Source organism: Arthrobacter terricola (assembly GCF_004354015.1).
Taxonomy (GTDB): domain Bacteria; phylum Actinomycetota; class Actinomycetes; order Actinomycetales; family Micrococcaceae; genus Arthrobacter; species Arthrobacter terricola.
Map to the genome: position 1 here is coordinate 43,899 of NZ_SMRU01000026.1, position 26,783 is coordinate 70,681.

Below are 26,783 nucleotides of genomic sequence, written 5' to 3' on the forward strand. Positions count from 1 at the left end.
ACCGCCCCTACAGCCCGGTTACGGAGCCGCTGAAGTGCTTCCTGCCACTGCGCGGATTCCACGCAACGTAATCCGAACGCTGCCAACCGCCGGCCGCCGACTGGACGGTGGCGATTTCCAAAGCCACGCGGGCCGGGAGGAACACCGGCGCTTCGAAGCTCACATCCCACCGGAAGGCCTCCGACTTGACTGATCCGACGTCCGCCAGCGCCCGTGAAGCGAGGTACATGCCGTGCGCGATCGATCTCCGAAGTCCAAGCGCCTTCGCGGACAGCATGCTCAAGTGGATCGGGTTGTAGTCCCCGGACACTGTGGCGTAACTCCGGCCCGTATCGACGCCAAGCTGCCACTCGGCCGTCGGAGCAGGCGGCGTGAACTCCCACGCCGCGCTGCCCGTCCCGGGCTTGTTGATGCCCGGCAAGTACACGCCTTTGGCCAAGTAGTTCGAAACACCCCGCCAAACCAGGGTTCCGTCGTCGCTCGCGCGGACCTCCGCGACGATGTCCACCTGCGTCCCGGCGCGATGCCCGCGCATGTCCTCAGCCCAGGAGCGGATGTCGAGCAGTTCGCTGAACTGAATCGCGCGCATCTGCTCCACGCGGTTGCCCAAGTGGATCATTCCCAGCAACGGGAGCGGGAAGTCGTCACGGTTGAGGACGCTCATGGCCACGGGAAACGCGAGGGCATGGATGAATCCGGCCGGCATGGCATCGCTGGCGCTCTCGCCAATGAGGTGCTGGTAGGCCGTGAGGTTGCCTACATCTGCACGTACTCCGTGCACCTCATGCCGCCCGGGCGGGAGGCTGTTGAGGCCCTGCGTCCCGAGCAACCGCCGTCGCGCGGCCGTCGCAGCCGCATTCACATACAACTTGGACAAGGACGGCAACTCATCCAGGATCAGCGCTGGCTCCGGACTCATGCACCCACCAGGTTCTGTCCGCAGACCCGCAGCACTTCGCCAGAGATGCCGCCCGCCGCGTCCGATGCGAGGAAAGCTATGGCTTCGGCGACGTCGTCGGGCCTGCCGCCCTGCTGGAGGGAATTGAGCCGTCGCGCGACCTCCCTCGTGGCGAAGGGGATCCTGGCCGTCATCTCTGTCTCGATAAAGCCGGGCGCCACCGCGTTGATGGACCCGCCGCGCTCGGCCAGCAACGGCGCCGTGGCGCGGACCATTCCTATCACTCCGCCCTTGGACGCCGCATAGTTGGTCTGTCCCCGGTTGCCCGCGATGCCGCTCGTGGACGCGACGGAAACGATCCGGGGAGACAAGCCGTGCGGGTTTGAAGCCAAGACTGCCTCATTGATGCGCAATTGCGCTGCGATGTTCACGCCGATCACCGCGTTCCAACGGTTCTCGTCCATGTTCGCAAGGAGCTTGTCCCGGGTGATCCCGGCATTGTGAACCAGGATGTCCAGGCCCCCATGGCGCTCCAAGGCGTGGTCGATGATCCGCCTCCCGGCGTCTTCCGCCGTAATGTCCACCTGCAGGGCGGTGCCATGGACCTCGTTGGCGACCTGGGCGAGGTGGTCCCCCGCCGCCGGGATATCGACGACGACGAGCCTCGCCCCGTCCCGGTACAGCGTCCGGGCGATCGCGGCACCGATGCCTCGCGCCGCTCCCGTAACCACAGCGACCTTGCCCGCGAGTGGCCTATCGGGGTCCGGCGGCAATTGCCCCGCATCCTTGGCTACCGTCAGCAACTGTCCATCGACGAAGGCCGAGCGGCCGGAGAGGAAGAAGCGAAGCGCCCCCAAAGCACTTAGTCTGACGGCGCCAACACCGTTAGCGAGGAGGATCCCGTTGGCCGTGGCGCCCGCCCTGAGCTCCTTGGCCAGGGAGCGCAACAATCCGTCAACCGCCTGGCGCGCTGCCGCGACGGCCGGAAGGCCCGCGGAGTCAGGCGTACGGGACACCGTGACCACCCGCGCACTGGGCGCAAGGTCGCGAAGGGACTGCGCCGCCGTCAGGACGGGCTTCGCGAGGTCATCGGGATGTCCAACGTCATCAAGTACCAGGATGATCGCCCCGAGTTTTTCCTTGGGCAATGCATTGCGCCGAACGTCCAAGCCCCAAGCTGCAAGCTCGGAAGCCAGTTCGTCCGCTCCGTTCGCATCCATGCGTCCCGTGCCCAGAACCAGCACCGGTCCCGGCACGAGGGGCAATCCCGGGGCATACCGACGGAGACGTGCCGGTTGGGGCAATCCAAGCCTCTTGGCAAGGTCCTTGCCAATGCCATGACTGACGAATTGCGTGTACTTGTCCGCCATGCCCGCTACCGTCCTTCCGGCGCGGTGTACGCCTCGAGGATGGCCACCACGCCTTGTCCGCCGGCAGCGCAAATGGAAATCAGCCCGCGGGCCGGACGACCGTCAACCGGTCCACGGTCGTGAAGCAACTTGGCAAGGGACGCCACAATCCGTCCGCCCGTGGCGGCAAAAGGATGCCCGGCCGCCAGCGACGAACCGTTCACGTTCAATTTGGCGCGGTCGATCTTGCCAAGGGCGCCTCCGAGGCCCAGCCGGGTGCGGCAGAACTCGTCGTCCTCCCACGCAGCGAGCGTGCTGAGGACCGTGCCGGCGAAGGCTTCGTGGATTTCGAAGAAGTCGATGTCCTCAAACGACAGCCCGTTGCGCTCGAGGAGCCGGGGCGTGGCGAAGACGGGCGCCATCAGCAGTCCGTCCTTACCGTGGACGAAATCGACGGCGGCCGCTTCGCCGTCGACCACGACGGCAAGTTTCGGCAAACGCCGGGCATCGGCCCATTCCTCCGTGCCGAGCAGGACGGTGGATGCGCCGTCGGTCAAGGGCGTGGAGTTACCCGCGGTCATGGTGGCCTCCGTGCCGAGGCCCTTGCCGAAGACAGGTTTGAGGCTCGCGAGTTTCTCCATCGAGGTATCGGGACGGAGGTTCGAATCCCGGTTCAGCCCGCGGTACGGCGTGATGAGGTCGTCGAAGAAGCCCCGCTCGTAGGCCGCGGCGAGATTATGGTGGCTGTTGTACGCAAGTTCATCCTGCGCTTCCCGGGCGATCTCCCATTGTGCAGTGGTCAAGGCCTGGTGCTCCCCCATGGAAAGACCGGTCCGCGGTTCTCCTGTATTGGGGGCGTCCGGAGCGAGGTCCTTGGGTCGGAGCCGGGCGAGCACCTTGAGCCGCTCGGGCAACGTTTTGGACCGGTTAAGGTCCAGCAGGATTTCGCGGAGGCCTTCACTGACGGCGATGGGGGCGTCCGAAGCAGAGTCCACGCCACCGGCGATGGCTGAGTCGATCTGGCCGAGCTTGATTTTGTTGGCGAGGCCCAGGACGGTTTCCAGGCCCGTCGCGCATGCCTGCTGAAGGTCGTAGGCAGGAGTTTCAGCCGAGAGCGCGGAGCCAAGGACGGCTTCGCGGGTGAGGTTGAAATCGCGAGAGTGCTTCAGGACCGCACCGGCGGCAACTTCGCCGATCCGCTCGTCCTGAAGTCCGAAACGCGCGATCAACCCGTCCAGTGCCGCCGTCAACATGTCCTGGTTGGACGACTTCGTGTAGGCGCCGCCGGTACGGGCAAAGGGAATACGGTTGCCGCCCACCACCACTGCCCGACGCATGGGTTGATGGCCACCGGACGTCTGCTGTGGTGCGCTCGCGGATTGCTCTTCTGCGGGCATGCGCTTCTCCTCAATATTTGTTCGGGTTACCGATACCCAGCGTACTTGATACGCTGGGTATCGTGAACATTCCCAGTCCAGCGTTTTCCACCGAGCACGGCGCTGCGGTTCCACCGGTCGCGGACGGCGGGATTCCCGCCGTCGGGATTGCCGCCGTCGACGGCGAGGCTCCCACCGTCGACGGCCGAACCGCGCGCTGGCAAGTCCATCGCGAAGAACGCCGCCGCACGCTCATCAAAGCCGCACGCAAGGCCGTCCACGCCTTGGGTAGCGACGCCTCCATGGAGGACATCGCATCCGCTGCCGGCACTTCGAAGTCGGTCTATTACCGCTATTTCGGCGACAAGGCAGGACTGCAACAAGCGATGGGCGAGGTGGTCCTTGGTCAGATGCAGCGACGCATGAAAGAAGCAGTGGAAAGCGCCCGGACACCCCGGGAAGGCTTGTTGGCGATGGTGTCCGCATACTTGCAGATGGCCGAGTCCAGCCCCAACGTCTACGCCTTCATCACGCGCCTTTCACCGGCGGAACCATCTGCCCAAGATGCAATCGCCTCCTCAGGTGCCCTTGGCCACTTCTTCGAATCGATCACGGCAATGATTGCCCGGCCCATCCGCGAAAGCCTGGGAACGGACGCCCTGACGCTGGTCGACTACTGGCCGACGGCGGCAATCGGGCTCGTGCGGAATGCAGGCGAAATGTGGCTGGGCAGCCCCCCGTCACCAACCAAACCGGACCAGGAAACCATGGCGGCACGCATCACCGATTGGCTGTGCGTTGGAATCGCCCCTGAACTCACCATCCCCGCCGCCACCGGCAAATGACTCACCAGTTACACGGAACCAACGAAGGGATCACCATGACTGAAGTAGCGGACCGCACTTCCTCCGGCACTCGGGAGCCCGCCGGGACCCCGGCAGCCGCCCAGGCCGGCGGCCCTTCCGTCGATGTCGCGGAACTCGGCGAGCTGCTTCTAGGCAAATGGGCCGACGTGCGGCGCACGGCACGCGGACTCGCGGGCCGTCCCGAGGTGCACAAAATCGAAGGACTTACCCACACAGAGCACCGCAAGCGCGTCTTCGGGCAGCTGAAGTACCTCGTCGACAACCGCGCCGTGCACCGGGCGTTCCCAGAACGATTGGGGGGCTCGAGCGACCATGGCGGCAACATCGCCGGTTTCGAAGAACTGGTCACCGCGGATCCGTCACTCCAGATCAAGGCCGGGGTGCAGTGGGGGCTGTTCGGCGCCGCCGTCATGCACCTCGGCACGCAGGAACACCACGACGCCTGGCTTCCCGGAATCATGAGCCTGGACATTCCCGGCTGCTTCGCCATGACCGAAACAGGCCACGGTTCGGACGTCGCCAGCATCTCCACCACGGCCACGTACGACGCCGCGACGCAGGAATTCGTCGTCAACACCCCGTTCCGTGCGGCGTGGAAGGACTACATCGGCAACGCAGCGGAAGACGGCCTGGCCGCCGTCGTCTTCGCCCAGTTGGTGACGCAAGGCGTCAACCATGGTGTCCACGCGTTCTATGTCCCGCTGCGGGACCCGGACACCGAGGAATTCCTGCCGGGAGTGGGCGGCGAGGACGACGGCGTCAAGGGCGGCCTCAACGGCATCGACAACGGCCGCCTCCATTTCAGCGAAGTCAGGATCCCCCGGACGAACCTCCTCGACCGCTACGGCGCCGTCTCCGCCGAAGGTAAGTACAGCTCCCCGATCGCCAGTCCGGGCCGCCGGTTCTTCACAATGCTCGGCACGTTGGTCCAAGGGCGCGTTTCGCTCGACGGCGCCGCGGTCGCGGCGAGCAAAGTGGCCTTGGCGACCGCTATCCGCTACGGCTCCGAAAGGCGCCAGTTCCACGCGTCGTCAACCCAGGAAGAAGAAGTCCTCCTCGACTACCAGCGGCACCAGCGCCGTCTTTTCACGCGCCTCGCCACGACGTTCGCGGCGGGCTTCGCGCACGAGCAGCTACTCGAGAAGTTCGATGACGTCTTCTCCGGCCGCCACGATTCGGATGCCGACCGCCAAGACCTGGAGACCCTCGCCGCCGCCCTCAAGCCCTTGAGCACGTGGCATGCCCTCGACACCTTGCAGGAGTGCCGCGAGGCATGCGGCGGCGCAGGGTTCCTCATCGAAAACCGCTTCGCGTCTCTGCGCGCCGACCTCGATGTCTACGCCACTTTCGAGGGTGACAACACGGTTTTGCTTCAGCTCGTCGCCAAGCGCTTGTTGGCCGACTTCGCCAAGGAGTTCCGGAAGGTCGATTTTGGCGTCCTCGCCCGCTTCGTGGTTACCCAAGCTGCCGGGGCAGCTTTCCACCGCACCGGACTGCGGGCGGTGGCACAACTCGTGGCGGACACCGGATCCGTCCAGAAAGCCGCCGTCGCCCTGCGCGACGAGGGCGGGCAACGCACCCTGCTGGCGGACCGGGTGCAGTCGATGGTCGCGGAAGTGGGTTCGGCGCTCAAAGGGGCGAACAAGCTGCCGCAGCACCAAGCCGCCGCACTTTTCAACCAGCACCAGGACGACCTGATCGATGCCGCACAGGCCCATGCCGAACTGCTGCAGTGGGAAGCGTTCACGGAGGCCCTCGGGAGAATTTCCGATCCGGGAACCAAGCAGGTCATGACCTGGCTCCGCGACCTCTTTGGCCTCTCGCTCATCGAAAAGCACTTGTCCTGGTACCTCATGAACGGCCGCTTGTCGATGCAGCGGGGCCGGACAGTAGGGGCTTACACCAACCGCCTGCTCGCCAAGATCCGGCCGCATGCCCTGGAGCTCGTGGAATCCTTCGGCTATGGACCCGAACATTTGCGTGCGGCCATTGCCTCCGGATCGGAGAAAGAACGGCAAGACGAGGCACGCATCTACTTCGAAGCGCAGCGCGCCGAGGGAAAACTGCCTGCCCGGGAAAAACCACACCGTGCCGTTAAGGGAAGCAAATCCGCTTAAGGAATTCCCTTTATCACACTGCAGTGCTAGGTCGGTGAATATTCGGCAAATATTCGCCGCTGGCAACCGCGCCAAACAACGACGGCGACAATTCCCGCGCGGGGATCGTCGCCGTCGTCGTCGTTACTGGCTCATTGCGGGAGACTAGCCCGCCTGCGCTGAGGAGGCACCGAGGACCGAACGGTACACCTCGAGCGTGGTTTCCGTTATCGACTCCCACGAGAAATGCTGCTCGGCCCGGATACGGCCGGCGGCACCCATGGCCTTCGCACGCTCCGGATCCGAGACAACCTCATTGAGGGCCGCGGCGAAATCGGCAACGAATTTCTCCGGATTCAACGGAGTTCCCGTGCCATCGGTGACCTGTTCCAGTTCCACCAGGAGGCCGGTTTCACCGTGCTGCACCACCTCCGGAATACCGCCGGTCGCGCTGGCGACGACGGCCGCGCCACACGCCATGGCCTCAAGGTTGACGATACCGAGCGGTTCGTAAATGGAAGGGCAAGCGAAGGCCGTCGCGTGGCTGAGGACCTGGATGAGCTCGTGGCGGGGAAGCATGCGTTCGATCAGCAGCACACCTTCGCGTTTGTCTTGCAGGTCTTCGATGAGGCGAGCGGTTTCCGCGGCGAGTTCCGGCGTGTCGGCCGCGCCCAAGCAGAGAACCAACTGAACATCCGCCGGGAGGCTCGCGGCGGCCCTCAGGAGGTACGGAACGCCCTTCTGGCGGGTATTGCGACCGACGAAGACCACGCTCGGCTTGGCGGGGTCGATGCCGAGGGCGCGTACCGCGTCCTCCCCTTCGTCCCGTTGCCACATGTCGACGTCGATCCCGTTGTGGACCACGCGAACCTTGGCGGGATCGACGTTAGGGTAGCTGCGCAGGATGTCCTGGCGCATGCCGTCCGAAACCGCGATGATCGCCGCGGCGGCCTCATAGGCGGTCTTCTCCACCCAGGACGACAAGGCGTAACCGCCGCCGAGCTGCTCCGCTTTCCAAGGGCGGAGGGGCTCCAGGCTATGGGCACTGAGCACATGGGGGATGCCATGCAGCAGGGATGCCAAGTGTCCGGCCATGTTGGCATACCACGTGTGGGAGTGGACCAGGTCCGCTCCGGCGACATCCGGGACAATGCGCAAATCCACCCCGAGGGTCTGTACGGCGGCGTTGGCCGAGCCCAGATCTTCGGGGGTGGAATACGACGTCACGGTTGCCCCGTGGTAACCCGCTTCGCGGGGCGCCCCGAAGGCTCGCACCTGCAGGTCCACATGCTTTGCCAGGACGCGACTGAGCTCGGCAACATGCACTCCGGCTCCGCCATAGATTTCGGGTGGAAATTCTTTAGTCACAATGTCTACGCGCACGCTACCTAACGTAGTCCTTCCGGAGTATGTGTTCTAGTGTGAAAGAGTCCGGCAACCCCGGGCTTTTTCGGGGGGCTACAAAGACGTACAGGGAGAGCAAGCACCATGGCGTTGAAGAAAGTATTGTCAATTGTGTTGGCTGGCGGCGAAGGAAACCGCCTCATGCCATTGACGGCAGACAGGGCAAAACCTGCCGTGCCGTTCGCGGGGGGGTATCGATTGATCGATTTCGCTCTCTCGAATTTGGTCAATTCCGGGTATCTCCAACTCGTCGTGCTGACGCAGTACAAGTCGCACAGCCTTGACCGCCACATTTCCGAGACGTGGCGCATGTCCACGCAGCTTGGAAATTACGTGGCATCCGTTCCCGCGCAGCAGCGTGTCGGGAAGAGCTGGTTCCTCGGTAGCGCAAACGCCATCTACCAGTCCCTCAACCTGATCCACGACGCCAATCCGGACATCGTCGTCGTCGTCGGGGCAGACCACGTCTACCGCATGGACTTCCAGCAGATGGTCCAGCAGCACGTCGCAAGCGGCGCCAAGGCAACCGTCGCGGCCGTCCGCCAGCCGTTGAACATGGCCAACCAGTTCGGCGTGATCGAGGTCGACAAGAACGATTCCCAGAAGATCTCGGCCTTCGTCGAAAAGCCGGCCGAGACCGAAGGCCTCGCAGCCGATCCCACCCAGTTCCTCGCCTCGATGGGCAACTACGTCTTCGATGCCGATGCCCTGGTGGAAGCACTTCGCATTGACGCGGAGCGACTGGACACCAAGCACGACATGGGCGGGGACATCATCCCCTACTTCGTAGGCAAGGGCGAAGCCGGCGTGTACGACTTCACCCTCAACGACATTCCCGGCTCGACAGAACGCGATCGCACCTACTGGCGCGACGTAGGTACTATCGACTCGTTCTACGACGCCCACATGGACTTGATCTCGCCAGTGCCCGTGTTCAACCTGTACAACTCGGAATGGCCGATCTACACCCGCCAGAGCATCGCTCCGCCGGCCAAGTTCGTGCGCGGTGAAAACAACACGATCGGAACCGCCCTGGATTCGATCGTGGCCAGCGGCGCCGTGATTTCGGGGGCCATCGTGGAAGGGTCCGTCCTTTCCAACGATGTCTACGCCGGATCGGGCAGCCGAATCCAGGACTCGGTACTCATGGACAAGGTCCGGGTCGGGGAAGGCGCTGTTGTAAAGCGAGCCATCATCGACAAGAACGTCAAGATCCCGGCCGGGGCAACCATCGGCTTGGACGCCGAGTTCGACCGCTCCCGCGGTTTCAAGGTCACGGAGTCCGGCATTACGGTGCTCGCCAAGGGCCAAGTGGTACCTGAACCCGATGAGTCCGAACTCGCCATGGCTGCCGAATACCGCCGCTCCCTGCCGGACGCCATCAGGACGGCGACGGAAGGATTCGCCGGCATCCGGGACGCCGCCGAACACGCCGACCGGAGCCAGCCCGCGTCCGTAGAGGTCTGACCCCGGCGAACAACCCGCTACGCAAACTCCCCGGGCCTCCCCGGCGGCCAAGGTCACGAGCCTTGGCCGCCGGGGAGGCTTTGCCGTTTCCACACTGTAAAATCGACGCAATGAGCACCGCCGATTTGACGCCTGAAGAGATCCAGGCCTGCCTCAAGGTCTTGAACACCATCCACGCTTATGACGAGGAGCACCCCGACTACCTCGCCGTGCGGCGCGCCACGGGGAAGATGTTCAAGGCAGTCAAGCGCCATCGCCGTGTCACCAAGAGGGACTCAATCGCCGAAGCCGACCGCGCGGTACTCGCTTTGACCGCGACGGCGGCGCCGGACAGGATCGACGACGAGACCCGCGGCAACAAGCTCGAGTCGTCCGCGACGGGCGAAATTGCGGGCCATCTCCTTCGCTCAAGGCCCTGCTACATCTGCAAGCAGCATTACACGCAGGTGGATGCCTTCTACCATCAGTTGTGCCCGGAATGCGCGGCATTCAGCCACAGCAAGCGCGATGCCCGCACCGACCTCAGCGGACGCCGCGCCCTCCTCACGGGCGGCCGTGCCAAGATCGGCATGTATATCGCCCTCCGCTTGCTGCGCGACGGCGCGCACACCACCATCACCACCCGTTTCCCGAAGGACGCTGCCCGACGCTTCGCAGCGATGGAGGACAGCGCGGATTGGCTGCATCGGCTCAGGATCGTGGGCATCGACCTCCGTGATCCCGCACAGGTCATTGCGCTGACGGATACCCTCAACCAAGCGGGTCCCCTCGACATCATCATCAACAACGCCGCACAGACCGTGCGGCGCTCCGGAAACGCGTACAAGCCACTGGTCGACGCCGAAGACGAGCCCTTGCCGCAAGCTCTCCTTGCAGGCAATGGCGGACCGGAGCTCGTCACGTTCGGCCACGCGCACGACAAACATCCCCTGGCCATTGCCCACAGCGTCACCGAACACCCCGTGCTGGCCGGAGACGCCATCACTTCCCTTGCCTTGTCGACCGGTTCGGCCTCGCTTGAGCGGATCGCCTCCGGCACCGCGATCGACGCCGGCGGCCTGGTTCCGGACCTCGCGACGATCAACAGCTGGACCCAGGTAGTGGACGAAGTCGATCCCCTTGAGATGCTCGAGGTCCAGCTCTGCAACGTCACGGCCCCGTTCCTCCTGGTCAGCCGGCTCCGCGGCGCCATGAAGCGTTCCACGGCACGCCGCAAGTACATCGTGAACGTCTCGGCCATGGAAGGGCAGTTCTCCCGCGTGTACAAGGGACCGGGGCACCCGCATACCAACATGGCGAAAGCGGCGCTGAACATGATGACGCGGACCAGCGCACAGGAAATGCTGGACACCGACGGCATCCTGATGACCGCCGTCGATACCGGATGGATCACCGACGAACGTCCGCACTACACCAAAGTCCGCCTCATGGAGGAAGGCTTCCACGCACCCCTTGACCTCGTGGACGGCGCTGCGCGGGTCTACGATCCGATCGTCATGGGCGAACAGGGCGAAGACCAGTACGGCGTCTTCCTGAAGGACTACAAGCCCTCCCCCTGGTAGGAATTACTCGAGTTTGTGTACAGATGAACCCCGTTAAGATGCGTCTTAACGGGGCATCACCTGTAGACAAACTCCTAGGTCAGGTGAGGCGGGTGATCTCCACCGAGACGGTCAGGCCCGAGCCGCCGCCCCCGGACAGGATGCCCTTCAAAGGAGGAACGTCCCGGTAGTCGCGGCCGCGGGCGACAGTCACGTGGAGGTCGCCGGCCGGTTTGTGGTTGGTCGGGTCCCAGCTGCGCCATTCACCGTCCCACCATTCCAACCAGGCGTGCGATTGTCCGGCCACCGTCTCGCCGATCTCTGCCGAGGGCCGCGGGTGGATGTAGCCCGACACATAGCGGGCGGGAATCCCTCGGCTACGAAGGGATCCAATTGCCAAGTGGGCCAGGTCCTGGCAAACACCCTGGCGCTGGTTCCACGCCTGCTCGGCATTGGTGGTAACTCCCGTGGTGCCCTTCACGTAGCTCATTTCGCCACGCATCCATTCGAAAACGGCCATCGCCGTCTCGTGCGGGTTCTTGCCCTCCACGACGCCGGGAAGGATGCCGAGGACCTCGTCTCCGGGCCCGCTGAGCTGGGATTGCGGGATCCAGTCGCTGAAGCGGTCGCGCACTTCATCCGAAGCGAGCACATCCCATCCCACGATTTCCTCGTCAAGGGCCACCCTTTCCACGCGATGGACCTCGACGGTGGTGGTGGCCACGACTTCGAGGCGTTCGTGGGGAACCTGCATGTCGAAGGCTGTAACGCGGGTGCCCCAGTAGTCGCGGTAGGTGCTGACTGCAGCCTGCGAAGGCGTGATCTTCAAGGATGACTCCAGGACGACCTGTTGCGGGTCTGTCAGCGGAGTCATCCGTGCCTCGTTGTAGGACAAGGTCACTCGACGGTTGTACTTGTACGCCGTTTTGTGGATGATGCTCAGCCGGGTCATGAAACTTCTCCCACCCAGGCCAGTTCATCCGCCTGATTGAAGTACTTACGGGTAATTGCGTCGGAAGCCTGGGCCACGGCTTTCTGGACCCGGTCCATGTGTTCCGGGAGCTCGGACATGAGGTCGTCCGTGCGGTGGAACTCAAGGAATGTCCGGGCCTGGCCAACGATCCTGCGGGCGTCGTTGATGAAGCCCACGCGCTGCGCCGTGGGGTCGAGCTTGGAGAGGCACTCGTCGGCGTCGCGTAGGGCGAACACGATGGAGCGCGGGAACAGCCGGTCAAGGAGCAGGAACTCCGCCGCGTGCTGGTCACCGAACGCGGCCCTACGGGTCCGCAGGAAAGATTCGTAGGCGCCCGCACAGCGCAACATGTTCACCCAGGACATGCCCGCGGACAAGACATCGCGCGTGGAAAGCATGCGCGCAGTCATGTCGGCCCGTTCGAGGGAACGGCCCAGGACAAGGAACAGCCAGCTTTCGTCGTGGCTGACTGTGGTGTCGGCAAGACCCCTCACCATCGCTGTCCGCTCCAACACCCAGTTGCAGAAGCGGTAGGTCCCCACGACGTCCTTACGGTGCTGGTTCAGCCCGTAGTACGTGGTGTTGAGGCTCTCCCACAAGGACGAAGACACAGTCTCGCGGGCCCGGCGGGCGTTCTCGCGCGCCGCTCCCAGCGAACCCGCAATCGAGGTTGCGCTGGTCTTGTCATAGGCGAGGGCGTTCAGGAGTTCCGGCAGGCCAAAGTCCTCGCTCTGAGGGCGGGCGCCCATGACGGCGAGCAGTTGCCTTGCCACACTGCGCTGTTCCTCGAGCGGCAAATGGTTCAGGCGTTCCAGGTGGACGTCCAGGATCCTGGCGGTACCGTCGGCTCGCTCCACGTAGCGGCCGATCCAGAAAAGAGATTCAGCAATACGGCTCAGCATGGGACTGTGCCTCCTTAGGGTCCTGCGTTGTGGCGATCAAGGTATCCAGTCCGGTCACTGTCGCGTGACGGGTCACTGTTGCTGGTCCGATTGGCGGTCGCGCCAATTGCTTTCGACAGGCCAAACCGAGACTTGTTCCCGGACCGTGATGGTCGATCGCGGCAATTCGGCCGACGGGAGTTGCGGCGAATCCGACAAGACCCAGGTGTCCTTCGAACCGCCGCCCTGGGACGAATTCACAATAAGCGAGCCCTCCTTCAGCGCCACGCGCGTAAGGCCACCCGGAAGTACCCAGACGTCCTCGCCGTCGTTGACCGCGAACGGACGCAGGTCCACGTGGCGCGGCCCGAAACGGTCGCCGGAAAGCGTCGGCACGGTGGACAGTTGCAGCACCGGCTGCGCGATCCAGCCACGAGGATCGGCCAAGACCCGCTTTCGCAAGGCCTCCAGTTCCTCACGGGAAGCATCGGGACCGATCACCAGGCCTTTGCCGCCTGACCCGTCCACGGGCTTCACCACAAGTTCCTCGAGCCGGTCCAGGACCTGTTCGCGGGCTTCGTCCTCTTCCAAGCGGAACGTCTCCACGTTGGCGATCACGGGCTCTTCGTGGAGGTAGTAGCGGATCAGGTCAGGAACGTAGGAATAGACGAGCTTGTCGTCGGCGACGCCGTTGCCCACGGCATTCGCGATGGTGACGCCACCGGCACGCGCTGCATTCACGAGTCCCGGGCATCCCAGCATGGAATCCGAACGGAACTGCAGCGGATCCAGGAACTCGTCGTCGATCCGCTTGTAGATCACGTCAACGCGTTGCTCACCGGCAGTGGTCCGCATGTATACGCGGTTGCCCCGGCAGATGAGGTCGCGGCCCTCGACGAGCTCCACGCCCATCAAGCCGGCCAAGAGGGTGTGTTCGAAGTAGGCGCTGTTGAACACGCCGGGAGTCAACACGACGACGGTCGGGTCGTCGACTCCCGACGGCGCCGTCTTCCGAAGTGCCGACAGGAGCCTCCGCGGGTATTCCTCCACCGGGCGAACCTGCTGCTGCCCGAACGCCTCAGGCAAGCCCTTGGCCATCGCGCGCCGGTTCTCCAACACGTACGACACGCCCGAGGGAACACGGACGTTGTCTTCCAGCACCCGGAACGTCCCCGCGGCGTCGCGAACGACGTCGATACCCGAGACGTGCACGCGCACGCCGCCGGCCGGTTCGAAGCCATGCACTGCCCGGTGGAAGTGTGCGCTCGTGGTCACGAGGGCGCGCGGCACGACGCCGTCGGCGACAACGGCCATCCGGCCGTAGACGTCGTCGAGGAATGCCTCCAACGCCCGGACCCGCTGCGCTACGCCGCGCTCAAGGACATCCCATTCGTCAGCAGGAATGACACGAGGCACGATGTCCAGCGGGAACGGCCGTTCCTCCCCGGCATAGTCGAAGGTGACACCCCGGTCCAGGAAGGTCCGCGCCATCGACTCGGCGCGGGCACTCACGTCCGCTAGGGACAACTCGCGGAGAGCACCTTCCACCTGGCCGTACGGCTTCCTGGCAATGGTGCCCGGAGCGAACATTTCGTCGTAGGCGCCGGAACGGACGGCGGCCTCGGAGTAATCCCGGAATAGCTCTGACATGGGATTCAGACAATCACCTTTTCGATTACGGACGCATTTCGCGTCCTGCGTGTTGCACCAACGCTGGGTCTGTCAGCTGCAAATATACCGGGCCGCGGGGCGACGCGGCTGGAGGCAGCCGACGTCAACCTTACGCTCGGGGCCGCACCTTGCCCGTGATTAGATTGCTGAGTGTCAAATCACAACTTGTCGCGCACCGAGGCCGCCACCCGTTCAGCCCTTATCACCACCCACAGCTACGACGTCTCCCTGGATGTCCGCCAGGCAGCAGACGCCGGGGTGTCCGGATACACAAGCCAGAGCGTCATCACCTTCTCCGCGGAGCCCGGCTCCTCCACATTCCTCGACTTCATCCACGACGGCGTGCACAGCGTCTTCCTCAATGGAAAGGGCCTGGACGTCTCCGAAGTCGTGGACGGCAGCAGGATCCACCTCCACAACCTCCTGGCCGAAAACCAGGTCACGGTGACGGGAACGGCCCTCTACAGCCGATCCGGCGAAGGGATGCACCGTTTTGTCGACCCCGCCGACGGACAGTACTACCTCTACACCCAGTACGAGCCAGCGGATGCCCGCCGCGTGTTCGCGAACTTCGAACAGCCGGACCTCAAGGCCGAGTTCACGTTCCACGTCATGGCCCCCTCGGGTTGGCAGGTGGCCTCGAACGGGGCCGAGGTTTCGAAGGCCCCGCTGTCAACCGACCCGGATACGAGCCAATGGGACTTCGCGCCCACCAAGCGGATTTCGACCTACATCACCACCGTCCTCGCGGGCCCCTATTTCCGTGCGACGGACCACTGGACCAAGACGCTCGACGACGGTACGAGCCTTGAGGTCCCCCTGGCCCTCTACTGCCGCTCATCCATGCGGGAATCCTTCGATGCAGACGCGCTATTCCAACTGACGAAGAACGGCCTGGACTTCTTCAACGAGCTCTTCGACTACCCCTACCCCTGGGGAAAGTACGATCAAGCCTTCGTTCCCGAATACAACCTCGGCGCCATGGAAAATCCCGGCCTGGTGACCTTCACCGAGAAGTACGTCTTCACCTCCCGTGCCACCGACGCCCAGTACCAAGCCCGGGCCAACACCCTTATGCACGAGATGGCACACATGTGGTTCGGCGACCTCGTCACCATGGCGTGGTGGAACGATCTGTGGCTCAAGGAATCCTTCGCCGACTACATGGGAACGCTGGGAGTCGACAAAGCCACGCACTGGGACAGCGCCTGGGTCAACTTCGCGAACAAACGCAAATCCTGGGCCTATGTGCAAGACCAATTGCCCACGACGCACCCCATCGTCGCCGACATCCCGGACCTCGAAGCGGCCAAGCAGAACTTCGACGGCATCACTTATGCGAAGGGCGCGTCCGTCCTCAAGCAGTTGGTGGCCTACGTGGGACTCGAGGCGTTCATCGAAGGCTCGCGCCGTTACTTCCGGGACCACGAGTATGGCAACACATCGCTGGGCGATCTCCTTGGGGCACTCAGCGCGGCGTCCGGCCGCGACCTCGCGACGTGGGCCCGCCAATGGCTGCAAACATCGGGAATTTCAACCGTCGGCGCCAACATCAGCGGAGACGGCGAACTCATGGATTCAGTAATCCTCCACCAGGATTCACTCGACCCGATCACCGGCAAGACCGAGCACCGCCCCCACAGGCTGCGGATCGGCCTGTACAACGCCGACGATCAAGGACGGCTGCTCCGCACCGACGGCATCGAAGTGGACGTCGAAGGCGCCGAAACAACAGTCGAGGCGCTCACAGGCAAAGATCGCCCTGCCCTGCTGCTCGTCAACGATGACGACCTCAGCTATGCGAAGGTCCGCCTCGACGCTGTATCCGAGGCGACTGTGCGCTCGTCCCTGGACCGTATCGGCGATCCCATGGCACGTGCTTTGTGCTGGACAGCCCTCTGGGATTCGGCGCGGGACGCGGTGACCCCAGCGGCGCTGTACGTTGCCGCCGTCGAACACTTCGCACCGGCTGAAACGGGAATCGGTGTGCTCCTGAACGTCCTCGGGAACGCCGTGACCGCCGTCGAACGCTACGTCGCGGCACCGCAGCGCGGGCCAGTCCGTGCAAGCCTGATGGACACTGCCGCCCGGCAACTCCGTGCGTGCGAACCGGGTTCGGACCAGCAGCTCGCGTGGGCCAGGACCCTGGCAGAGCTGTCGCGGGGCGATGACGCCTATGCGGAGCTCCTCCGGGGCATCCTCTCCGGAAGCGTCACCGTGGAAGGTTTGGCGGTGGACGCGGACCTTCGCTGGAGCGTGTGGCAGGCCCTTGCCGCCAACGGGGCAGCCGAACTGGCCGAACTGGACGCGGAACTCGCCAAGGACCGCACAGCGGCCGGGGGCGTGGGCCATGCCCTTGCTGCCGCCGCGCGTCCGGACGCCGCGGTCAAGGCTGCGGCCTGGGATGCCGCGCTCAACAACACGAGCCTCTCGAACGACATCCTGGGTGCGACGATTTCCGGGTTCTCCCTTGCACCGTCGGGACTACTGGAAGGCTTCACCGAACCTTATTTCGATTCCTTGGAGAACGTGTGGCGCTCCCGGAGCATTGAAATAGCTGCCCGGATTGTCCGCGGCCTGTATCCGTCGGGGCAGGACCTTCCCGCGGGCATGGCCCCGGCGGACCAGCCGGTGCTGCGACGGACGGACGATTGGCTTTCGACCCATCCGGACGCTCCGGCCGCACTGCGCCGGATCATCATCGAACAGCGGAGCCACCTGCACCGTGCCCTGGCAGCGCAAGCAATCCAGGAAACGAAATAGTCAAACTGGGTTAGCTGCACCGGGATAGTTGTACTGGGCAAAAGCTCAGGGCACCCGGTGCAGCCATTCGCCGGTACCGAACTTTGACTGGACCCGCTCCCGTGCGATCGCCAGTTCTGCCTCGGTGACGCTGGACTCTTTGGCGCCGTAACGCTCCATGAAGACTTCCTGCATGGCCTCGATGATCTCGGCCCGCGCCAGGCCCGTTTGCCGCCGCAGCGGGTCCACGCGCTTCTTTGCGCTGCGGGTACCTTTGTCGGAGAGTTTCTCCTTGCCGATCCTCAAGACGTCCACCATCTTGTCGGCGTCGATGTCGTAGCTCATGGTGACGTGGTGCAGCATCCCGCCGTTCGCGAGGCGTTTCTGGGCGGCACCGCCGATCTTGCCTTGATCCGTCGCGATGTCGTTGAGCGGGACGTAGAAGGCAGAGATGCCCAGCTTTTCCAGGGCTGCCATGACCCAAGCGTCAAGGAACGCATAGGAATCGGCGAAACTGATGCCGTCCACAAGGCTCTGCGGGAGGTAGAGCGAATAGGTGATGCAGTTGCCTGCCTCCATGAACATCGCTCCCCCGCCGCTGATGCGCCGGACCACTGTGATGCCGTGGCGCGTGACGCCGTCGGGATCCACCTCGTTGCGGTACGACTGGAAGCTGCCGATCACCACGGACGGCTCTTCCCAGTCCCAAAAGCGCAAAGTCGGGTTGCGGAGGCCGGAGCCGACCTGTTCCGTGAGGACCTCGTCAAGTGCGACGTTGAGGTGCGTGGGAAGGACCGACGGCGGGATGACTTCCCAGTCGTGGTCCGCCCAGCCGCTGGCCTTGGAAAGGGCCCGCCGGACCGTAACCGCGACTGCGTCGGCGGAGAAGCCGAACAGGACCGCGCCGTCCGGCAACCCGGCGGTGACAGCAGCGGAAATCTCGCCCGGCGTCGAACTTTCCGGAAGGCCGGTGAGCGCCTGGTTGATGGAGAGCAGCGCTTCATCAGGTTCCAGGAAGAAGTCGCCGCTCAAGGAAACGTTCTCGAATCGCCCATCCACGACGTCGAGGTCGACCACCACCAACTTTCCGCCCGGGACCTTGTACTCGCCGTGAAGGGAACCGTTCTGTTGCTCGGAAGCCGCCCTGGATGTCATGGTCTCCATCCTGCCCGAAAACACAAAAACCCGCCCCCGCCGATCGTGGCGGGGGCGGGTTTTCGTGAAAGCTTGGAGGTGAAGTTGGTTACTTCTTGCCGCCGAAGCCCTTGAAGCGAGCGTTGAAGCGCTCGACGCGGCCTGCGGAGTCCATGATGCGCTGCTTGCCCGTGTAGAACGGGTGCGACTCCGAGGAGATTTCGACGTCGATGACCGGGTAGGTGTTGCCGTCTTCCCACTCGATGGTCTTGGAAGAGGACACGGTGGACTTGGTCAGGAACTTGACGCCGGAAGCGAGGTCGTTGAATACAACAGCTTCGTACTTCGGGTGGATATCAGACTTCATAATGGGACCTTTGTTCACGCAGCTGGATTTTGCCAGTTGCCAGGTATGAATGGATTCGGTCCGCGTGCCTGTTTGCCCTTCCATGCGACATGCCGCTCGGAAACGTTTTTCGGGTGCCGGACCAACAGTCAATCATAGCGGAAACGATGCTTCGCAACGAATTGGCGGCTCCGCACCCTCTGCCAGAGGGTTCCGAAGCGTTCGCAATCCGTCCGTGGCCTGCGAACGGAGCCCCTGAATTCCAGCCGGACGGTCAGTAGGGTTGAGGAATGGCCTCACATCACGATCCGCAGGCACGGGCATCCACCATAAATACCGGCCGTTGGATTGCCGCCGCAAGAGCGTTGGAAACTGCCCGCCCGGACCGGCTGTTCAACGATCCATGGGCCGGGCTGCTGGCCGGAGAGAGCGGCAAAGCCGCCTTGGACGCCGCCGACTACAATCCTTTCTTGCCCGTTCGGACACGGTATTTTGACGATCGCATCACCGCGGCCACCCGGAAGGACTGCCAGATTGTCCTCCTTGGCGCCGGCATGGACACCAGGGCATTCCGGCTTCCCCTGTCCGCATCCTGCACCGTGTTCGAGATCGACTATGCGGAGGCCTTGACGCAGAAAGAAGCCCTTCTGCGCGCCGAACTCCCGGTCTGTGAAAGAAGGTGCGTCCCGGCCGATTTGTCCGGCCCCTGGACCCAGGCCCTTCTGAAGGCAGGCTTTGACCGACGCAAACCAACGATCTGGGTCGCCGAAGGGCTCTTCTTTTACCTGACCGGATCCGTCGTCGAGTCCCTGCTTCGCGACACCGCGTCATTGTCTGCAGGAGGGGCCACTTTCCTGGCGGACCTCTTTGGAACGGGCTTGCTCGCATTGGAAAGCATGGCACCGCTCGTGGCGGCGCGCACAAGAACCCGCCGTCCACTGCCGTTTTGCACCGATACCCCCGAGGCCCTATTCCAGGCCGCCGGCTGGGACAACACTTCGATGGTCCAACCCGGAGAACACACGGCAAACTTCGGACGGCTTACTCAGGCGCCCACAACGGGGGACGCCTGGCAGCGAAGCAATCTGCGCACCTACCTGGTGACTGCAACCCTCTGACGCGCCGTGTGCGAACGCAGTGGCTGGTAAGGCAGTTTCAGTCAGGGTTTTCCGCCCGCGCCAACAAGGCTGCACGCTCGTCCGGGCCGGCGGGTGTCCGGGTCACGTCGACGGCCGTGAATTCGATGTCGAATTCTCCTTCCGGCCAGGTGATCACGCTGTGTACGAACGAAGAATCATCGCTTACCGTCAGCTCGTCCCGGAGTATTTCGTAGGCGGTGCGGGATCCGGTGCCGAAGCCCGGTTCGATGATTGTCAGGTGCGCGCCGCTGTACTGGAGGACGAGCCATTCGTGGCCCACCATGTTGTCGCCGATCAGGAAACGGAGCTCCACCGCATCGGGCTGGAGCTGGCGGAGGGTGTCGATCACTGCGTCCTGGATATTGATGTCCAGGACTAGTTCGGCACCGGAGTGTAAACGGGACCGGACGGCGTGCCGAGCCTCGTTCCACTGCAGCCATCGTTCGTCTTGTTCCTCCCAGGAAAGATCTCCCGCGAGTGCTTCCCGAGTCAACCACCGCATCGGCATCTCGCAAGTATACGTTCGGGCCGGCGGCAAATCCCTCCGCGGCCAGTGGCCGGTAGTGCGGCGTGGTGTGCGCGTATGGACACAAGTGAGACAGTGCAGCAGCTTAACTTTTCACAGCGTCCGATCGACCCTGGACTGAGCTGTGGGTGCGCGTCCGGAGCTTGTGGAAGAGCAATGCGATGAAGACCACCGCGCAGAGGGCTGCTCCGATCGCGAATGTTGCGTTGATGCCGGCGCCGGTGGGGTGAAGATCCAGTGCCATGTTCGCTGCGAGGACCGCGCCCGCGACAGCGGTACCGAACGAGCTTCCCACGGTACGCAGGACCTGGTTGAAACTCACCGAACTTCCGAGTTCCTCGGTGGCGACGCTGCGGGCAATCAACGCCGGCATTGCGGCATAACTGGCACCCATCCCCAGGCCGAACACCAGCATCCCCGTCAGGATCTCCCAAAGTCCTGTGTGGGCGAAGTACAGGAGCAGTCCCGCCACCGTCATCATGCCGGCCCCGGCTGGCAGGAGGCCCGTCAGGCTGATCCGGTGCGAGAGGCGGCGGACGATTCGATTGGCTCCAAAGCTTCCTACCGATAGCGGGAACATCACGAAGCCTGCCCAGAAGACAGGCAGCGCGATGCCGTAGCCGGTATCGGCAGGCGCCTGGGCGACGAGGCTCGAAATCGAAAGGCCGATGTACATCGCAGCGCCCAGCCCGACTGCCGTGCAGTTCGCCAGCAGTACTTCCCCGTTGCGCAATACCCGAAGGTTGATGAGGGGATGCTCGGTCTTCAGCTCGGCCCCGATCCAGGATGCCAGAACGGCGGCCGCGAAAATCAGGGTGCCGATAGTCCACGGTGAACCCCACCCCCAGTTCGGCCCTTCGCTGATACCCAGGAGGAAAGCGCCCAGGCCAAGACCGAGCAAACCCGCGCCGGTGTAGTCGAAGGGGACACGGGGGGCGTGTTCGTCAGGGCCTGCGGGGACGGCACGGAGGACGACCACGATGGCAGTGACCACGAACAAGGCGGCGAACCAGAACGCGAACCGGAAATCGAAGAGTCCCGCGATGATTCCGGTCAGGGGGTAGCCGATTCCGATACCGGTGGAAACGGTCACCGACAGGCTGGAGATCGAGAACTGCACCTTGTCCGCGGCGACGTAGCGGCGGGCGAGGGCGATGGTCACCGGAACAATCCCGTAGCTCAGGCCCTGAAGGGACCGGCCGATCAGGAAAATCGTGAAGTTCGGTGCCGCAGCGGCGACCACCGATCCGGCGAGGATGATCGATAGCGACCACAACAGGAGCCGCTTCTTATGCGGTCCGTCACTAAGCCGGCCCATGGCCGGCGTCGCGATTGCGCCGACCAGAAGGTTGATGGTGAGCATCCACTGTGCCGTGCTGACCGGAACATCCATCTCGCGGGAAATGGTCGGCACCAACAACATGCCCAGCGAGCTTACGATCGCCGTGGACAGCGCCGCGTAGACAAGAGCCGGGATCAATCGCGAGCGTGCCGCGGGCTCAGTCAACAGGTGCCTCCGATCCGAGCTTGCGAAGAACCGGGATCGCACTTTCGAGCGTCCTCCGCTCCTCCGGTGTGAGCCGTTCCGTGATGGCCTGGTCGAGCCACCCATGACCAGCCGCGGATTCCTGGACCAGCTTCTGGCGACCCGCGTCAGTGAGCTCGATCCAGACCCTTCGCCGATCCTCCGCGTCCGGCACACGCGCCACGAGCTCCAAACGTTCGAGTTCACGCGCGGCGAGCGAAATGGCCTGAGGACTCACGTGGACCACCGCAGCCAATTCCGTGGTCGATGTGCGCCCGTGCTCTGCCACGTGCCGGAGCACGCCCAGCTTGCCCGAGGACAGCGTTCGCTCTGCATTCAGCCTCCTCAAGAGCGGAAGCAAGGTATCAAAGAGGGAACGGGCCATCACACGGGCACCTAATGTTTCACCGGTCACCCACCAACTATACAAGCAACTTGATCAAGCAACTTGCGTACTTTCGGCAATCTCACGCGGGAATTCAATCGCCGATCTGTCACGCCCAGTCAGCGCGTCGCATAAAACGCCACAGCCGATGACGCAGCAACATTCAGGGAATCCACGCCGTTCATCATCGGAATCGTCACGCGCGCGTCGAGCAATTGATCAGTCTCCGGCTTCAGCCCATCGCCTTCGGTACCGAAAACCAGCACCAGGTTCTGGTGATCCTGGGCCACCAACTCATCCAGAGTGATGGCTCCCTCCCCCAAAGACATGCCAGCCACAAAGTAACCCGCCTCTTTCAGCTGTTCGATTCCAGCCGGCCATGCATCGATCCGCGTCCACGGCACCTGAAAAACTGTGCCCATGCTGACCCTGATCGAACGGCGGTACAACGGATCGGCACATTGCGGCGTCACCAACACGGCGTCGACGCCGATCGCTGCTGCTGACCGAAAGACAGCCCCAACGTTCGTATGGTCGGTCAAATCCTCCAACACCGCGATCCTGGACCGATGCGGAGCAGTGAGCGTCCGGGCCGCGCCGGCCAGGAGTTCCCCAAGGGGCACGGGCGCCGGGCGATGCATGGCCGCCATGGCACCGCGATGAAGGTGGAACCCCGTTATCTTCTCGAGCAACTCGGCCGTGCCGATGTAGGCAGGGACGTCGGGGAACTCCCGGAAGACGTCGTCGAGATCCTCCAGCCATTTTTCGGCGAGGAAGAAGGAGCGAGGCTGGTGCCCGGCAGCCAGGGCCCGCCGCAGCACCCGGGACGATTCAGCAATGTACATGCCTTCGGCGGGTTCACGCAGCTTGCGGAGATGCACGTCCGTCAATTGGGTGTAATCGGAGACGCGGGGGTCGTCCGCGGTTTCAAGGTAGTGGAAGGTCACGGGTTTCCTATTTCAACAGGTTGGCGATCATGAAGCCCAGAGCCACGATGCCAAGGCCGAAGATCACGATCCGCAGTGCGAGGGGCTTGAGCCGCCGGCCCACTTTGGAACCGACGAAACCACCGATCAGCGAGCTGACGGCGATGACGGCCACCACCGGCCACTCGATGCGGCCGAAGGCGAACAAGAGGTACGAGCACGCCGCCACAACGTTGACAGCCAGGACGAGGATGTTCTTCATGGCGTTGGCGTTCTGGATGGTGCCGGTCATGAAGACACCCAGGATGCCCACGAGCAGGATGCCTTGGGCCGCAACGAAGTAGCCGCCGTAGATACCGGCCAGGTAGACCAGCACCACCAGGGTTGCTGCATGCCGTTTGTCATGGATGGCATGCTCCGGATTTCCGGCGCGGTTCTGCACCCAGAGCTGCAGCTTGGGCTGAAAGAGCACCATGAGGAGCGCCACGACAATCAGCACTGGAGCGGCGTAGTAGAACACCCTCTCCGGAAGGTGAAGCAGCAGCCAGGCACCGGTAATCCCGCCCAGGAGAGAAGCAGGCAAGAGCCGCAGGAGCTGCCTCCCCCGGCCCTTTAACTCATGCCGGTAGCCCCAGGCCCCGGTCATATTGCCCGCCACGAGTCCCATGGCGTTGCTGATGGTAGCAGTGACCGGTGTGTAGCCCAGCGCGATGAGGACGGGAAACGTCACGAGCGTGCCGGAGCCCACCACGCTGTTGATGGTTCCGGCCCACAAGCCTGCGAAAAAGACCAGGATGCCGCTGAGGATCTCCACTGTTGGCGGTGCCGCTTGGCGCAGCCGCGCCTAGCGGCGAGCGGTAGCGGTGTAGCGGCCTGAGTTCTCCGTCACGTCCAACGGGAGGCCGAAGGTGCTGCTCAAATGCTCCGCGGTGAGGACCTCTTCGATCGGACCGGCAGCAACCACTACGCCTTCGCGAAGCAACATGGCGTGGGTAAATCCCGGCGGCACTTCTTCGAGATGGTGCGTCACAAGCACCATGACGGGAGCGTCTTCGTCGCGGGCTAGCTCGGCGAGTTTGTGGACCAGTTCCTCGCGCCCGCCGAGATCAAGCCCGGCAGCCGGTTCGTCCAGCAGGAGCAGTTCGGGATCGGACATGAGGGCGCGGGCGATTTGCACCCGCTTCCGTTCGCCTTCCGAAAGGGAAGCGAAGGTCCGGTTGAGCAGGGGTCCCATCCCCCAGTCGTTGAGAAGGCCGAAAGCGCGGCGCTCGTCGTCGCGCTCATAGCCCTCGCGCCACCGGCCGGTTACCCCGTATGCAGCGGTGACCACGACGTTGAGGACGTTCTCGTGTTCCGGAATGTGGGTGGCCAGTGCCGCGGAGGACAGGCCGATGCGCGGACGGAGTTCGAAGACGTCAACGCGGCCGAGCGTCTCGTCAAGGATCCCGGCACGGCCGCTGCTCGGATGCATCCGGGCTGCGGCGATCTGCAGCAGAGTGGTTTTGCCTGCACCGTTGGGACCAAGGACAACCCAGCGTTCGCCCTCATTGACTTCCCAGTCAATTTTGTCCAACAGGGTCTTAGTGCCTCGGACAACGCTGACGGAAGCCAATTCAAGAACATCACTCATAGGAGTAGACACTAGGACAAAAACCGGAGCGATGGATAACCGGAACTTCGGTCACACTTGTCGGGTCCACAACGGGGCGAAACAGGAATTCTGGAGGGCGTTCCGCGCTGGCTAAGATTGCAGCCATGAGTTCGAACTTGACCGCTGTCAGCTACGGCGTGAATATGTCCCCCTCGGAGCTTGAACACCTGCGCACGACGCTCGAAGAATCAGGTGCTTCGATCACGTCCGAGTCACAATCGGGCGACGGTCGGTTCGGGGTGCACACCATGGGCCTCGCGGTGGACCGGACTACCGCGGCCGACCTGTCAGGCATCCGCCACCGGGTTGCCGAGGCTTCCACCCCCGGGATGGATACCGCCATCGTGTCCGAAGCGCTGCGCGCCGCCTCCCGAAAGCTCCTCATCATGGATGTCGATTCCACGCTGATCCAGCAGGAAGTCATCGAACTGCTCGCAGCCCACGCCGGAAAGCGCGACGAGGTAGCCGCGGTGACGGAGGCCGCCATGCGAGGAGAACTGGACTTCGCCCAAAGCCTCCACGCCCGGGTGGCGGTGCTGGCCGGGCTGCCGGCCGCCGTCGTCGACGCCGTTCGCGCCGAAGTCCGCTTGAGCGAAGGTGCGGCCGATCTCGTCGCGGCCTTCAAGTCCGGCGGTCACGCAGTTGCTGTTGTGTCCGGTGGCTTCAATCAGATCCTGCGGCCCATCGCGGAAGAACTCGGGCTGGACTACTGGATCGCGAATGAACTTGAAATCGTTGACGGCGTCCTGACCGGCAAGGTCCTGGGCGACGTGATCGATCGGGCGGCCAAGGAGAAGTACCTCCGCGAATGGGCGGCAGCGGAAGGGATCGACCTCGAGCACACCATCGCAGTGGGCGACGGCGCCAACGACCTCGACATGCTGGGCGCCGCGGGGATCGGTGTCGCTTTCAACGCCAAGCCCGCTGTCCGCGCCGTCGCGGACACCGCCATCAATATGCCGTACCTCGATGCGGTCCGTCATATCGCAGGCGTTTAGTCGACGTAGCGAATATCACAAAAACAATTGCCCTGGACCGAATAATTCAGTCCAGGGCAATTCACGTCACTTTTGACGGCTAAACGCTAAGCGCCCTTGCCGAAGTAGTCCGCGCCACCGACGTACTCGGTGTGGCCGCTTTCGACGTCCGCCGTCACCATCTTGGCTACTTCGGCCGCGAATTCTTCGACGGAATACAGCTTGCCTGCCTCGGCCCGGCGGGCTTCGATGGCCCCCGGGTTGGAACGGTCAAGAAGCGTCGCCGTGACGGTGCCCTCAATCATGTCGCCGGAAACCACCACGAGGGAGATGCCCTTCTCGGCGAGGCTCGGCAGCAAATCGCGCAGGGCATCTTCACCGGCGCGCTTGCTCCGCGCTACCGGCTCGTATTCCGGCATGGTCGGGACGGTGCCGATGAAGTGAGCCTGGTGACTGGTGACGAACACCACACGGGACCCCTCCCGCATCTGCTCGATCGCAGCCTTGAGCATGTTGACCTGCGCGTCACGGTTCAGCTTGAGGGCGTAACCCTCTTCCATGCCGGACTCCATGCCGCCGGATGCATTCAGCACCAGGACATCGAGGGAACCGAACTCCTGGGTGGCTGCGGTGGCAAGCGCCTGCACGCCTTCCTGCGTGGTGAGGTCCGCTCCGACGGCAACGGCGCGGCCGCCGGCGGCCTGGATGTCGCCAACAACCTTGTTCGCCCGGGGCGCCTTTTGGCGGTAATTCACGACGACGGCGGCACCCTCGCCTGCCAGGATCTTGGCAACTTCCGCGCCGATGCCGCGCGAAGAACCCGTGACGATCGCGGTCTTGTTGTCCAGCAGTCCCATTCGTGCTCCTTCATTCAAAACGTTCAATTTGTCCGATATGTCCAAGTTTTCTT

At 63.7% G+C, this 26,783-nt stretch carries 23 protein-coding genes; 7 read left to right on the forward strand and 16 right to left on the reverse strand.

What is annotated here, in order from left to right:
• Positions 1–7 precede the first annotated feature (7 nt).
• The 3 genes from E1809_RS19505 to E1809_RS19515 are packed head-to-tail and all read right to left on the reverse strand — an operon-like array spanning position 8 to position 3,644.
• Positions 8–919, reverse strand: a complete 912-nt coding sequence (locus E1809_RS19505) for a MaoC family dehydratase (RefSeq protein ID WP_133205897.1) — start codon at positions 917–919, stop codon at positions 8–10.
• Entirely contained in the window at positions 916–2,268 is a 1,353-nt protein-coding gene (locus tag E1809_RS19510; RefSeq protein ID WP_133205898.1) for a 3-oxoacyl-ACP reductase, read from the reverse strand. The genes E1809_RS19505 and E1809_RS19510 overlap by 4 nt, the downstream gene beginning before the upstream one ends.
• Positions 2,269–2,273: 5 nt before the next feature.
• Positions 2,274–3,644 (reverse strand): acetyl-CoA C-acetyltransferase, encoded by a 1,371-nt coding sequence (locus E1809_RS19515; RefSeq protein WP_133205899.1) that lies wholly within the window; start codon positions 3,642–3,644, stop codon positions 2,274–2,276.
• A 131-nt stretch (positions 3,645–3,775) separates the two neighbouring features.
• Between E1809_RS19515 and E1809_RS19520 the strand changes: the two genes are divergently transcribed.
• The gene (locus tag E1809_RS19520; protein WP_133205942.1) at positions 3,776–4,468 is read left to right on the forward strand and encodes a TetR/AcrR family transcriptional regulator; all 693 of its coding nucleotides are present in this window, start codon (positions 3,776–3,778) and stop codon (positions 4,466–4,468) included.
• 35 nt (positions 4,469–4,503) lie between these two features.
• On the forward strand, positions 4,504–6,606 hold the full coding sequence (locus E1809_RS19525; protein WP_133205900.1) for an acyl-CoA dehydrogenase family protein: 2,103 nt from the start codon (positions 4,504–4,506) through the stop codon (positions 6,604–6,606).
• Between the two features lie 144 nt (positions 6,607–6,750).
• Here E1809_RS19525 and glgA read toward each other — a convergent pair whose 3' ends face one another.
• On the reverse strand, positions 6,751–7,968 hold the full coding sequence (gene glgA / locus E1809_RS19530) for a glycogen synthase (protein ID WP_133205901.1): 1,218 nt from the start codon (positions 7,966–7,968) through the stop codon (positions 6,751–6,753).
• A 105-nt stretch (positions 7,969–8,073) separates the two neighbouring features.
• Between glgA and glgC the strand changes: the two genes are divergently transcribed.
• Together glgC and E1809_RS19540 are read left to right on the forward strand one after the other, a co-directional pair.
• A complete protein-coding gene (gene glgC / locus E1809_RS19535) occupies positions 8,074–9,456 on the forward strand; it encodes a glucose-1-phosphate adenylyltransferase (RefSeq protein ID WP_133205902.1) in 1,383 nt (460 codons plus the stop codon).
• 110 nt (positions 9,457–9,566) lie between these two features.
• Complete coding sequence (locus E1809_RS19540; RefSeq protein WP_133205903.1) at positions 9,567–11,018, forward strand: SDR family NAD(P)-dependent oxidoreductase; 1,452 nt, start codon at positions 9,567–9,569, stop codon at positions 11,016–11,018.
• A 79-nt stretch (positions 11,019–11,097) separates the two neighbouring features.
• On the opposite strand, the gene E1809_RS19545 is transcribed toward E1809_RS19540, so the two are convergent.
• The 3 genes from E1809_RS19545 to E1809_RS19555 form a co-directional block, all read right to left on the reverse strand.
• Positions 11,098–11,949, reverse strand: coding sequence for a transglutaminase family protein (locus tag E1809_RS19545; protein WP_133205904.1), 852 nt, complete (start codon positions 11,947–11,949; stop codon positions 11,098–11,100).
• Entirely contained in the window at positions 11,946–12,872 is a 927-nt protein-coding gene (locus tag E1809_RS19550; protein WP_133205905.1) for an alpha-E domain-containing protein, read from the reverse strand. Before E1809_RS19550 ends, E1809_RS19545 begins: the two co-directional genes overlap by 4 nt.
• 72 nt (positions 12,873–12,944) lie before the next feature.
• Positions 12,945–14,501 carry a circularly permuted type 2 ATP-grasp protein gene (locus E1809_RS19555; protein ID WP_133205906.1) on the reverse strand — a complete coding sequence of 519 codons (1,557 nt, stop codon included), beginning with the start codon at positions 14,499–14,501 and terminating at the stop codon, positions 12,945–12,947.
• Positions 14,502–14,672: 171 nt separating this feature from the next.
• Here E1809_RS19555 and pepN point away from each other — a divergent pair, with 171 nt between their 5' ends.
• Positions 14,673–17,285, forward strand: coding sequence for an aminopeptidase N (gene pepN / locus E1809_RS19560; RefSeq protein ID WP_133205907.1), 2,613 nt, complete (start codon positions 14,673–14,675; stop codon positions 17,283–17,285).
• A 45-nt stretch (positions 17,286–17,330) separates the two neighbouring features.
• Here pepN and E1809_RS19565 read toward each other — a convergent pair whose 3' ends face one another.
• Both E1809_RS19565 and E1809_RS19570 read right to left on the reverse strand, forming a co-directional pair.
• Positions 17,331–18,428 (reverse strand): lipoate--protein ligase family protein, encoded by a 1,098-nt coding sequence (locus tag E1809_RS19565; protein ID WP_133205908.1) that lies wholly within the window; start codon positions 18,426–18,428, stop codon positions 17,331–17,333.
• A gap of 79 nt (positions 18,429–18,507) precedes the next feature.
• Positions 18,508–18,765, reverse strand: a complete 258-nt coding sequence (locus tag E1809_RS19570; protein ID WP_009358283.1) for a type B 50S ribosomal protein L31 — start codon at positions 18,763–18,765, stop codon at positions 18,508–18,510.
• 269 nt (positions 18,766–19,034) lie between these two features.
• Between E1809_RS19570 and E1809_RS19575 the strand changes: the two genes are divergently transcribed.
• A complete protein-coding gene (locus E1809_RS19575) occupies positions 19,035–19,862 on the forward strand; it encodes a class I SAM-dependent methyltransferase (protein WP_133205909.1) in 828 nt (275 codons plus the stop codon).
• Positions 19,863–19,899: 37 nt separating this feature from the next.
• Here E1809_RS19575 and E1809_RS19580 read toward each other — a convergent pair whose 3' ends face one another.
• The 6 genes from E1809_RS19580 to E1809_RS19605 all read right to left on the reverse strand — a co-directional run bounded on the left by E1809_RS19580 (position 19,900) and on the right by E1809_RS19605 (position 24,875).
• Positions 19,900–20,391 carry a hypothetical protein gene (locus E1809_RS19580; protein WP_133205910.1) on the reverse strand — a complete coding sequence of 164 codons (492 nt, stop codon included), beginning with the start codon at positions 20,389–20,391 and terminating at the stop codon, positions 19,900–19,902.
• Between the two features lie 103 nt (positions 20,392–20,494).
• The gene (locus E1809_RS19585; protein ID WP_205754263.1) at positions 20,495–21,916 is read right to left on the reverse strand and encodes an MFS transporter; all 1,422 of its coding nucleotides are present in this window, start codon (positions 21,914–21,916) and stop codon (positions 20,495–20,497) included.
• Positions 21,909–22,349 carry a MarR family winged helix-turn-helix transcriptional regulator gene (locus E1809_RS19590; protein ID WP_205754264.1) on the reverse strand — a complete coding sequence of 147 codons (441 nt, stop codon included), beginning with the start codon at positions 22,347–22,349 and terminating at the stop codon, positions 21,909–21,911. Before E1809_RS19590 ends, E1809_RS19585 begins: the two co-directional genes overlap by 8 nt.
• Before the next feature lie 89 nt (positions 22,350–22,438).
• Positions 22,439–23,266, reverse strand: coding sequence for a TrmH family RNA methyltransferase (locus E1809_RS19595; RefSeq protein ID WP_133205912.1), 828 nt, complete (start codon positions 23,264–23,266; stop codon positions 22,439–22,441).
• Positions 23,267–23,273: 7 nt separating this feature from the next.
• On the reverse strand, positions 23,274–24,059 hold the full coding sequence (locus E1809_RS19600; RefSeq protein ID WP_133205913.1) for a sulfite exporter TauE/SafE family protein: 786 nt from the start codon (positions 24,057–24,059) through the stop codon (positions 23,274–23,276).
• A 30-nt stretch (positions 24,060–24,089) separates the two neighbouring features.
• Positions 24,090–24,875: an ABC transporter ATP-binding protein gene (locus tag E1809_RS19605; RefSeq protein WP_133205914.1), complete on the reverse strand. Its 786-nt coding sequence runs from the start codon at positions 24,873–24,875 to the stop codon at positions 24,090–24,092.
• Between the two features lie 125 nt (positions 24,876–25,000).
• On the opposite strand from E1809_RS19605, the gene serB reads away from it, so the two are divergent.
• Positions 25,001–25,894, forward strand: coding sequence for a phosphoserine phosphatase SerB (gene serB / locus E1809_RS19610; RefSeq protein WP_133205915.1), 894 nt, complete (start codon positions 25,001–25,003; stop codon positions 25,892–25,894).
• A gap of 86 nt (positions 25,895–25,980) precedes the next feature.
• Here serB and E1809_RS19615 read toward each other — a convergent pair whose 3' ends face one another.
• Positions 25,981–26,730: an SDR family oxidoreductase gene (locus E1809_RS19615; RefSeq protein ID WP_133205916.1), complete on the reverse strand. Its 750-nt coding sequence runs from the start codon at positions 26,728–26,730 to the stop codon at positions 25,981–25,983.
• Positions 26,731–26,783 lie beyond the last annotated feature (53 nt).